General features: G+C 74.4%; 9 protein-coding genes. 5 read left to right on the top strand and 4 right to left on the bottom strand.

The window, feature by feature from the left end; genetic code table 11:
• From VG276_31165 to VG276_31145, 5 genes are all read left to right on the top strand, one after another.
• On the top strand, nt 1-370 hold a 370-nt coding region (locus VG276_31165), incomplete at its 5' end, for a dihydroxyacetone kinase subunit DhaK (protein HEV8653741.1).
• Nucleotides 371-401: 31 nt separating this feature from the next.
• Nucleotides 402-1,034, top strand: coding sequence for a dihydroxyacetone kinase subunit DhaL (gene dhaL / locus VG276_31160; GenBank protein ID HEV8653740.1), 633 nt, complete (start codon nt 402-404; stop codon nt 1,032-1,034).
• Nucleotides 1,035-1,157: 123 nt separating this feature from the next.
• On the top strand, nt 1,158-1,559 hold the full coding sequence (gene dhaM, locus VG276_31155; GenBank protein ID HEV8653739.1) for a dihydroxyacetone kinase phosphoryl donor subunit DhaM: 402 nt from the start codon (nt 1,158-1,160) through the stop codon (nt 1,557-1,559).
• Nucleotides 1,560-1,651: 92 nt separating this feature from the next.
• Entirely contained in the window at nt 1,652-3,358 is a 1,707-nt protein-coding gene (locus VG276_31150; protein ID HEV8653738.1) for a thiamine pyrophosphate-binding protein, read from the top strand.
• 57 nt (nt 3,359-3,415) lie between these two features.
• A complete protein-coding gene (locus VG276_31145; GenBank protein ID HEV8653737.1) occupies nt 3,416-4,411 on the top strand; it encodes an SDR family oxidoreductase in 996 nt (331 codons plus the stop codon).
• A gap of 21 nt (nt 4,412-4,432) precedes the next feature.
• On the opposite strand, the gene VG276_31140 is transcribed toward VG276_31145, so the two are convergent.
• The 4 genes from VG276_31140 to VG276_31125 all read right to left on the bottom strand — a co-directional run bounded on the left by VG276_31140 (nt 4,433) and on the right by VG276_31125 (nt 10,028).
• Entirely contained in the window at nt 4,433-5,656 is a 1,224-nt protein-coding gene (locus VG276_31140) for an anaerobic glycerol-3-phosphate dehydrogenase subunit C (GenBank protein HEV8653736.1), read from the bottom strand.
• 114 nt (nt 5,657-5,770) lie between these two features.
• Nucleotides 5,771-7,021 (bottom strand): anaerobic glycerol-3-phosphate dehydrogenase subunit GlpB, encoded by a 1,251-nt coding sequence (glpB, locus tag VG276_31135; GenBank protein ID HEV8653735.1) that lies wholly within the window; start codon nt 7,019-7,021, stop codon nt 5,771-5,773.
• Nucleotides 7,021-8,808, bottom strand: a complete 1,788-nt coding sequence (gene glpA, locus VG276_31130) for an anaerobic glycerol-3-phosphate dehydrogenase subunit GlpA (GenBank protein ID HEV8653734.1) — start codon at nt 8,806-8,808, stop codon at nt 7,021-7,023. The genes glpB and glpA overlap by 1 nt, the downstream gene beginning before the upstream one ends.
• Nucleotides 8,805-10,028: an NAD-dependent epimerase/dehydratase family protein gene (locus VG276_31125; GenBank protein ID HEV8653733.1), complete on the bottom strand. Its 1,224-nt coding sequence runs from the start codon at nt 10,026-10,028 to the stop codon at nt 8,805-8,807. The genes glpA and VG276_31125 overlap by 4 nt, the downstream gene beginning before the upstream one ends.
• Between the last annotated feature and the right edge of the window lie 9 nt (nt 10,029-10,037).

Here is a 10,037-nt window from a genome sequence, read left to right as displayed (position 1 = left end):
GGTCGAGATCGGCATCGGCATCCACGGCGAACCGGGCCGGGAGCGGATCCCGATGGAGCCGGCCGATGCGCTCACCGAGCGGCTGACCCGCCCGGTCGTCGACGATCTCGGGCTGACCCAGGGGGAGCGGGTGCTGGTGTTTGTCAACTCCATGGGCGGCACCCCCCTGGCCGAGCTGTATGTGGTGTTCCGGCGCGTCGTCCAGCTGCTGGACCAGGGCGGCGTGCAGGTCACCCGGTCGCTGGTGGGGCCCTACATCACCAGCCTGGAGATGCAGGGCGCCTCGGTCACCATCCTGCGGCTGGACCAGGAGACCACCCGGCTGTGGGACGCCCCCGTCCACACTCCCGCCCTCCGCTGGCGCGTGTGACCCGAGAGATCGAGAGAGGAGCGGCAGCGCGATGTTCTCCTCCGAGCAGGCCGTCGCCTGGGTCAAGGCGACCGCGGCCGTCGTCGAGCAGCACGAGCAGGAGCTGACCCGGCTCGACGCGGCCATCGGGGACGGCGACCACGGCACGAACATGGCGCGCGGCTTCCGCGCCGTCCTCCAGCGCCTCGAGGGCCTGTCCGAGCCGGACATGGGCTCGTTGTTCAAGGCGGTCAGCATGGCGCTGATCGGCAAGGTGGGTGGCGCCTCCGGGCCCCTGTACGGGTCGTTCTACCTGGGCATGGGCAGGGAGCTGGGCGACGCCGCCGAGGTGGAGGACGACCGCCTGGCCGCCGGCCTGCGGGCCGGCTATGACGCCGTCGTCGCCCGGGGCAAGGCCCAGCTCGAGGACAAGACCATGCTGGACGCCTGGCACCCGGCCCTGGAGGCGCTCGACGCGGCGCTGGCTGACGGCAAGGAGCTCGGCGGGTCGCTCGACGCCGCCGAGGTGGCCGCCAAGGACGGCGTGGCGGCCACCATCCCCCTGGTCGCCCGCAAGGGCCGGGCCAGCTACCTGGGCGAGCGGTCCCGCAACCACCAGGACCCGGGTGCCACCTCGACCCATCTCATCGTCAAGGCCCTGGCCGACGTGGTGAACGGCAGGTGAGGGGTACCTGGGTGAACGGCAGGTGAGGGGTACCCGAGGTGAACCGCAGATGAGGGGGTACCTGTGGTGAACCGGAGGTGAGGGAGGTACCCGAGGTGAACGGCGGGTGAGGAGGATACCCCGGTGAGCGTGGGTCTGGTGGTTGTCTCCCACTCGGCCAAGGTGGCCGAGGGCGTGGTCGAGCTGGCCGCCGAGATGGCGGGCGATGTGAAGGTGCGGGCCGCCGGGGGGACCGACGACGGCGAGATCGGCACCTCGGCCGTCCTGATCGCGACGGCGATCGAGGCGGCCGACGAGGGCGACGGCGTGCTCGTGCTCGTCGACCTTGGCTCGGCCGTGCTCTCGGCCCAGATGGCAATCGACGAGCTGGTCGGTGAGGAGCTGCGCGGCCGGGTGCGCATCTCGGAGGGGCCGCTGGTCGAGGGCACGGTGATCGCCGCCATCCAGGCCGGCACCGGCTCCGACCTGGACGCGGTCGACCAGGCCGCGGCGGCCGCGGCCACCATGACCAAGGTGAAGGACTAGCCGGTCGGGCCGGGGATCGAGGCGTACCGCTCAGGCGCGAGAAGCTGTAACTTTCGGACCAACGCGGCGACCGCGACCGAGGGGGACGGCTGGTGAGGGAGTTCGTGTCGGAGCTGCTGATAGACCGGCTCGTCGACTGGGGCGTGGACACCGTGTTCGGCCTGCCCGGGGACGGCGCCGACGGAGTCCTCGGCGTCTTCCGGCGCCGCGCCGACCGGATCCGCCTCGTCCTCGTCCACCACGAGGAAGCGGCCGCGTTCATGGCGACCGGCTACGCCAAGGCGACCGGGAGGCTCGGCGTCTGCCTGGCCACCTCCGGGCCCGGCGCCATCCACCTGTTGAACGGCCTGTACGACGCCAAGCTCGACCACCAGCCGGTGCTCGCCATCACCGAGCTGCTGGACTCGCAGCTCCTCGGCACCAGTTTCCGGCAGGAGCTCCGGCTGGAGCGGGTGTTCGACGACGTCGCCGACTACAACGTCCGGGTCGACGTGCCGGTCCAGATCCCGGCCGTGGTCGACATCGCCGTCGGCCACGCCATGGCCAGGGGCACCGTCTCCCACATCACCTTCCCGCACGAGCTGGACACCGGTGTCGACAACAGCTACTGGGTGGCGATGACCCCGTCGGCCATGCCGGCCACCGCCCCGGTGTTCATGCCCGCTCCTGGCGTGCCTCCGGCCGCCGAGCTGGAGCAGGCCGCCGCCGTCCTCAACCAGGGCAGCAGGCGGGCCGTCCTGGTCGGCGTGGGCGGCTTCGACGCCAGGGCCGAGCTCCTGGCGGTCGCGAGCAGGCTGGCCAGCCCGATCGTGAAGTCGCTGCCGGGCAAGGCGGCCGTGCCCGACGACCACCCGCTGACCACCGGCTGCATCGGCGCCCTGGGCACCAGACCCTCGGAGGAGGCGCTGGCCGGGGCGGACACGCTGCTCGTGGTGGGCACCAACTTCCCCTACGCCCGGCACCTGCCCGACCCGGGCAAGGTACGCACGGTCCAGATCGAGACTGACCTGGCCCGTCTCACCGCCGGGCCGGACATCGAGGTGCCCCTGATCGGCGACGCCGCCGAGACCCTCCAGGCGCTGCTGCCGATGCTGCACCGAGCCGACGACCGGAGCTTCTTGGACCGGGCCCAGGCGGGCATGGCGCGCTGGCGCGAGCAGCTCGCCGCGGCCGAGGACGGGGCCGCGACCGCTCCGGGCAGCGGAGCCGCGACCGCTCCAGGCAGCAAGGCCGCGACCGCTCCAGGCAGCAAGGCCGTGCCGGTCCGGCCCCAGTACCTGGCTCGGGTCGTCGACCGGCTCGCCGCCGACGACGCCATGCTCTGCTCGGACTCCGGCACCGTGGCCACCTGGTCGGCCCGGCACTTCGACGTCCGCGGGGACCGCCACTATCTGCTCTCGGCCAACCTGGCCAGCATGGCCGCCGGCCTGCCGTACACGATCGCGGCGCAGTGGGCCCGCCCGGACCGGCAGTGCATCGCCTACGTCGGGTCGGAGGGGTTCGCCAAGCTCATGGCCGAGTTCCTCACCGCCGTCCAGCACCAGCTCCCGGTCAAGGTGGTCGTCAGCAACGCCGCCTGGCCCGGCCAGCTCCTCGAGCCGCGCCGCTCCCAACCCGCCCCTGACTTCGCCGTCTGGGCCTCGGCATGCGGTGGGCTCGGCATCCGGGTCGAGCGGGCCGAGGAGGTCGAGCCGGCGGTCCGAGCCGTGCTGGACCATCCGGGGCCAGCGCTCGTGGACGTGCTGGTCGACCCGGACGAGCTACCCGAGCCGGTCGGCGCCAGGACCGGTCCCGGCTGACGAGCCGGGCGGCGTCCGGTCCCGCACGGCGTCCGGTCCCGCACAAGGAGAGCGCACATGGGACGTCCCAGAGTGGTGGTTGTCACCGGTGCCACGTCGGGCGTGGGCAGGGCGACGGCGCGTGCATTCGCAAGCGATGGCGCCGGCCTGGGCCTGGTCGCCCGGGGTGAGGACGCCCTGCAGGCGGCGGCCAAGGAGGTCGAGGCGGCCGGCGGGCGCGCGCTCACCCTTCCGGCCGATCTGGCCGACGCGGGCCAGGTGGAGGCGGCCGCCGCGCGCGCCGAGGCCGAGCTTGGACCCATCGACGTGTGGGTGAACGGCGCCATGACCTCGGTGTTCGCTCCCTTCACGGAGATCGAGCCTGACGAGTTCCGGCGCGTGACCGAGGTCACCTACCTCGGCGTCGTCTACGGCACCAGGTCCGCCCTGCGCCGCATGCTGCCCCGCGACCGAGGCGCCGTCGTGCAGGTCGGCTCCGCCCTGGCCTACCGCGGCCTCCCCCTGCAGAGCGCCTACTGCGGGGCCAAGCACGCCGTGCAGGGGTTCAGCGAGTCGGTCCGCTGCGAGCTGCTCCACCAGCGGTCCCACGTCCGCATCACCATGGTGCAGCTCCCCGCCCTGAACACACCCCAGTTCGACACCGTGCTCTCCCGGCTGCCCCAGAAGGCCCAGCCGGTCCCCCCCATCTACCAGCCCGAGGTGGCCGCCAGGGCGATCCTCTGGGCGGCCAGGCATCACCGGCGCGAGGTCTGGGTAGGCGCCAGCACGGCCGCGACCATCGCGGCCAACAACCTCGCGCCCGGGCTGCTCGACCGCTACCTGGGCCGGACCGGCGTACAGTCCCAGCAGACCGGCGAGCCGGCGGACCCGGACCGGCCGGCCAACCTCTGGGAGCCGGTCCCGGGCGACCGGGGCGCCCACGGCTCCTTCGACCCCCGCTCCCACGGGCGCAGTGCCCACCTCTGGGCCACCACGCACCGGGGCCTGCTGGCCGCGGCCGGGCTGGCCGGGGCGGCGGCGGGTGCGACCGCCGTCCGCCTGGCCCGCCGCTGACCCCGGATGGCGGGTGGCGGGTCACCGGCCGGCCAGCTCGTAGGCGTGGTCGAGGACCTGCACCGGGTGGTAGACGGGCAGGCCGGTGGACTTGGCGATGTGCCAGCGGCAGGTCTCGGAGTCGCAGACGACGAACTCGGGCCGGACCTCGCCGACCTGCTCGAACAGGGTGCGGCCGACGTCCATGGCGATCTGGTACTTCTCGACCTTGGTGCCGTAGGTGCCGGCGGTGCCGCAGCAGCCGGCCCGTGAACGCTCCACCTCGAGTCCGGGCACGAGGGCGAGCAGGTCCAGGGCGGGCGTGCCGATCCCGTGGGCCATGAGCTGGCAAGGCGGGTGGTACACGGCCCGCGCCCTGATCTCGCCGAGCCGGGTGTCCAGCTCGCCCGCGTCGTGGAGCTCCACGAGGTACTCGCACACGTCGTACACGGCCCGGGAGACCTCGGTGGTGCGCTCGTCGTCCAAGCCGAGCAGCTCCCGGTACTTGGCCTTCAGGGTCATGCCGCAGGAGGTCGAGTTGGCCACGATCACGCCAGGGTCGATGGCCGACCCGGCCAGCCGCCGGGTCAGCCTGGCGGCGTACCCGCGGGCCGAGTCGAAGTCGCCGTTGGAGATCAGCGGCAGGCCGCAGCAGTTCTGAGGCGGGAAGGTGACCGCGGCGCCGTTGCGCTCGAGCACCCGGACCACCGCCGCGCCCACCTCGGGCTCGAACTCCTCGGTGGCGCAGCCGTGGAAGTAGGCGACGGTCCGCCGGGGGTCCGGCGGACGCCGGTGGGCACGGGCCCAGGAGCGGAAGCTGATCCCCGAGAACGGTGGCATGGCCGCGTCCCGGTGCACGCCGACCACCTTCTCGATCACGGTGCGGGCGAGCCGGTTGCCCATCACGGCGTTGGCCAGGGGAGCGACAGGCCTGGCCAGCGCACCCATCAAGCTGGGCCGGCTGACCAGCTTGTCACGCAGGGGCAGGCCGCCCCGCGCCTCCACGAGCCTGGTGCGCGCGACCGTGTTGATCTCGGCGATCATGACGCCTTCGGGGCAGGCCTGGGTGCACAGCCCGCAGGCTGAGCAGTAGTCGAGCGAGGCGTCGGGCGAGTCACCGGTGTCGATGCCGGCCCGGAAGCGCTGCCCTTGCGGCCCCTCGTACTTGGGGCCGGGGAACAGGTCGGTCACGGCCGAGACCGGGCAGACGGTGTTGCAGATGTTGCACTTGATGCAGTTGTCGGCGGTGTGCTGGACGTGGAGCACGGCGTCCTCCGGTCGGGTCGGCCGGGTCCGGGCCTGGGCGGGTAGCGGTCCCGGTCGGCCGGGTCCGGGCCTGGGCGGTCAGCGTCCGGGTCGGCCGGGTCCGGGCCTGGGCGGTCAGCGGTCCCGGGCATCCTCCAGGTCCGGGGCGAGCAGGGCGGCGGCCCGGGTCGCGGTGGCCAGGGCGACGCCCTCCCGGGAGCCTTCCACGGTGGGGTCGTGGCCGGCGAGCAGGCTCCCGATGCAGCGGACGTTGGCGTAGACGGGCGATCCGGACCGGTGCACCGGCCGCAGCTCGGCGTCCACGCGGACGCCGGACACACCCATCGGGTGGTCGTCGAGGAACCGGGGCGACACGAACGCGCTGCGGTCGGGGAACCCCTCGACCGGCAGGCCGGCGACGACCTCGGCCAGGGTGCCGTCCCGGTTGGCCTCGATGCCGTGCCCGGCGATGCCTCCGGTGGCCAGGACCACCTCGTCGCAGCGGGTCACGATGGTCCGGGAGGCGCCCTCGCTGCGCACCGCGGTGACCCGGTCCCCGTCCCGCTCCACCCCGGTCGCCGGGAACCCGAACTGCCAGCGGACGCCGAGCCCGTCCAGCCTGGCGCGCCAGGCGGCGAACAGCCGCAGCCCCGGGATCGACGGCGGCGCGACGGCCGCCTCGACCACCGGCAGCCCGACCCGGCGCTCCAGGTCCGCCCAGGGCTCGTGGCCGCGGGCGAGGCCAAGCACGGCCGGCACCACCACCACGTCCGCGCCCGCCGCCACCCTCGCCAGGCCGGTCGCGACCCCGGCCCGGAAGCCGTCGTCGTCGATCGCGCGGGCCAGCTCCACCGCGGTGAAGTAGCGCTCGTGGTTCCAGGCCGGCAGGTCGACCGTGCCGATCCTGGTCGAAAGGCCGGCCCGCTCGAGGCCGCGGGCGCACAGGGCGGCGGAGAAGTCCCGGAAGCCGGCGAAGTTGCACACCGCCACCTTCCCGGCCAGCTCGCGGGCGGCGGGCGCGGGCAGCAGGCAGGTCGGCCGCAGAGAGCCGAGGGCGGTCACCTGGCGCCGGTTCCGCTCGGCGTCGCCCTCGTGGTGGAGACCGGCGTCGGCGGCGACGCGCCGGAACCAGTCGAGCCCGTCGCGCAGGGCGTCGACCCCCGAGAGCCGGTAGGGGTGGTCGGGCGCCAGGCTCTCGACGGCGTCCAGCGGCCGGTCGACCACCTGGCCTCCGACCCGGGCGAGCACGTCCACCGCGCCCGGGCCCCAGTGGGTGAAGCCGTTCCCGCGGGCGATGACCCGGACGCCCCGGCCGGCCTCGGCCAGCCGGGCGGCGGCGGCCAGCCCCGCCGGCCCCGCCCCCACCACCACGACGTCGCTGCGCATCAGGCGGTCCCGCCCGCCGGCCGCGAGGTGGCCCGGCCCTCCGCCGGCCGCGAGGCGGCCCGGCCCTCGCTCTCCCCGACCAGCTCGTCGCCGACCCGCCGGGACGGGTCGCCACCGTCGGCCGGAGCGGCCCGGTCCGGCCCCGGCGCGGCGCTCTCGCCGGCGGCCAGGCCGGCGAACAGGCCTGCCTCGTCGTACTCGCCGGTCGCCTCGAGGTCGAAGATGCCCCGGTAGATCGCCTGGTTGAGCAGGGTCTGGCGGGCCTGGTCGCCCCAGACGGCGCTGACCTGGCCGCGCCAGCGCTCCTGCAGGAAGCGCTCGAGCGCGCCCCGGGGGTCGGGGAGTCTCGCCTCGGCGTCGGCGTCAGCGTCGGCGTGCTCGCAGAGCGCGCCGGCCGCACGCCAGGCGCAGAACGCCGCCTGGCAGGGCCCGTAGCCGAGTCGGAGGGCGCGCCTGAGGTCCTCGAGCTCGGTCACGCCGGCGGCGATCGCATCGCGTACCTGGTCCCTGGTGACCAGCTCGCACTCGCAGACCAGCTCGCCGTAGGCGCCCTCCGCCTCGATCCTGGCCAGCGGGCCGGCCAGCTGGTGGTACCCGTGGTCGGCTCCGGGGAGCAGCTCGGTGGCGGTCGTGCACGGGGTGGTCACCCCCATGCGCGGGGCGAGCTGGTCGACGAGGTGCTCGGCCATCTGGCGGCAGGTGGTCAGCTTCCCGCCGACGATGCTGAACATGTTGGCGAGCCCGTCCCGGCTCGCGTGGTCGAGCACGGTGAAGGTCCGGCTCACCTCCCGGGTGTCGCCGCCGGACCCCGCGGCACCGCCGTCCTGTGCCTGCTGCGACGGCGGCTTGTAGAGCGGGCGCGAGCCGGCGAAGGCGCGCAGCACCCGGCCGTGGCCGATCGACGGGACCATCTGGGCGCACATGTCGACCATGCGGTCCACGTCGGCCGGGTCCACCGAGATGTCGTCCGGGTCGGGCACCTGGACCGAGGTCGTGCCGAGGATGGCCACCTCGTGCTGGGGCACGATGATGTCCCCGTCGGCCGGCTTGCGGCAGGCGTTGACCACTCCGCGCACGTACCGGCTGGCCATGACCACCATGACCCCCTTGCCGGCGATCATGTGGATCGGCACCCCGGCCAGCTCGCCGACGCGCCCGGCCCAGGCGCCGGCCGCGTTCACCACCCACTGGCAGCCGATGAGGCGGTCCTCTCCCGCGGCCTTGTCGTGCACCCGCACGGCGGTCAGGCGGTCGCCGTCGCGCTCGAAGCCGACCACCGGGTGGCGCTGCAGGGCAAGGCAGCCCCGGGCCTCGGCGTCGGCCACCATCGACCGGATGAGCCCCCAGGAGTCGATGCCGCCGTCGGGCACTGCGAAGGCGGCCTCGATCCGGTCGGCCAGGAGCGGCTCCCGCTGGCGCGCCTCGGCCGCGGTCAGCTCCTCGACCGGGATGCCGGACTGCTCGCACCCGGCCGTGAACTGCTTCGCGTAGGCCGGGTCGTCGGACGGGAGCAGCACGAACATCCCGCCGACGTCCTCGACGGTGTGCGCCGCGATCCGGCGCAGCACGGTGTTCTCCTGGATGCACTCGCGGGCCGACTCCTGGTCGCGGACGGCGTAGCGGGCGCCCGAGTGGAGCAGGCCGTGCCAGCGGCCGGAGGTGCCCGTGCCGAAGTCGGAACGGTCGACGAGGATCGCGGGCACGCCACGCAGGGCGAGGTCGCGGAGCACCGCCACGCCGGTCACGCCGCCGCCGACCACCACGACCTGGGTCTCGAGGCTGGTCACGTGTCCTTCCTTTCCTCGCCGCCCTCGGGGTCGGCGCCGCGGACGCCGCGCTCCCCGTCGGTCTCCGGAGTGCCGGCCTCCGGCTGCCCCTGGCTCTCGGCAGCGGGCGAGCCGACCCGCACCGCCCCCATCCCGGACGGCCGCCGGACCGAGGGGCTGCCCCTGACCCCGCGGGACCCGCCGTGGCCGTCGGAGCGGCGGGGCGCGGCCCCGCCGGGCGTCGCGGCGATCCCGGGCAGCTCCCGGCTGACCAGGCCCTGCTCGAGGTACCAGCGCACCGCCGCCTCCATTGCCACACGGATCGGGGTGTAGCGCACGCCGAGCTCCCGCTCGGCCCGCGAGCCGTCGTAGAGGTGAGGGTGGCCGAGGGTACGCACGCTCTCCCGGCAGAGGCTCGGCTCGTGGCTCCGCCATCTGGAGACCAGCTCGACACCGGTGGCCAGGGCCATGGCCATACCGAGGGGGAGGGTGCGTGGGCGCCTGCGCAGCCCGGCGATCTCACCGATCAGGTCGATCGCCTCGACGTTGGACAGGGTGGCGGTGTTCAGCACGTAGCGCTGGCCGGGGGTGCCCCGGGTCTCGGCGAGCAGGTGGCCGGACACGCAGTCCTTGGTGTAGCAGAGGCCGAACCTGGCCGGCAGGTCGAACGGGAGCCTGCCGTTGAGGTAGTCGATGAACACCTTGGCCGTGCCCGTGGTACGGCCCGGGCCCTGGACCGAGCTGGGGTTGACGGCCACCACGTCGAGCCCGTGGAAGCTGAGGGCGACCTGCTCGGCCTCGAACTTCGAGCGCGCGTAGTGGGAGGTGAACTCGCCCGGCTGGGCGGTCTTCTCGTCGACCACGCGGGTCCCGTCGCCGCCCAGGGTGGCCGCCGAGCTGGTGTAGACGACGCGGCGTACGCCCGCCTTGCGGGCGGCCTGGAGCACCCGCCGGGTCCCCTCGACGTTGACCCGGTACAGCGGAGCCGGGTCGGCCAGGCAGAGCCGGTTCATGCCGGCCACGTGGTAGACGACACCGCAGCCGTCGGCCGCGCGTACCAGCGCCTCGTCGTCGCCGAGCGCGCCAAGGGCCAGCTCGACGCCGCTGGTGACGGCCAGCCGCTCGCGGTCGGCGGGCTTGCGGACGAGCGCCCGCACCGCCCTGCCCTCGCCGACCAGCCGGGCCAGCAGCAGACCGCCGATGAACCCGGTCGCCCCCGTGATCAGGACACGGTCGCTCATCGGGGGGCG

The organism is Actinomycetes bacterium (assembly GCA_036000965.1).
Lineage (GTDB): Bacteria > Actinomycetota > CALGFH01 > CALGFH01 > CALGFH01 > DASYUT01.
Note: the sequence above shows the minus strand (reverse complement) of the source record. Positions and strands in the feature narration are given on the sequence as shown.

What these genes read in the sequence shown, in the direction of transcription:
- VG276_31145 (HEV8653737.1), top strand. Translation starts at nt 3,416, where the DNA reads ATGGGACGTCCCAGAGTGGTGGTTGTCACCGGTGCCACGTCGGGCGTG.
- dhaL (HEV8653740.1), top strand. Translation starts at nt 402, where the DNA reads ATGTTCTCCTCCGAGCAGGCCGTCGCCTGGGTCAAGGCGACCGCGGCC.
- glpB (HEV8653735.1), bottom strand. Translation starts at nt 7,021, where the DNA reads ATGCGCAGCGACGTCGTGGTGGTGGGGGCGGGGCCGGCGGGGCTGGCC.
- VG276_31125 (HEV8653733.1), bottom strand. Translation starts at nt 10,028, where the DNA reads ATGAGCGACCGTGTCCTGATCACGGGGGCGACCGGGTTCATCGGCGGT.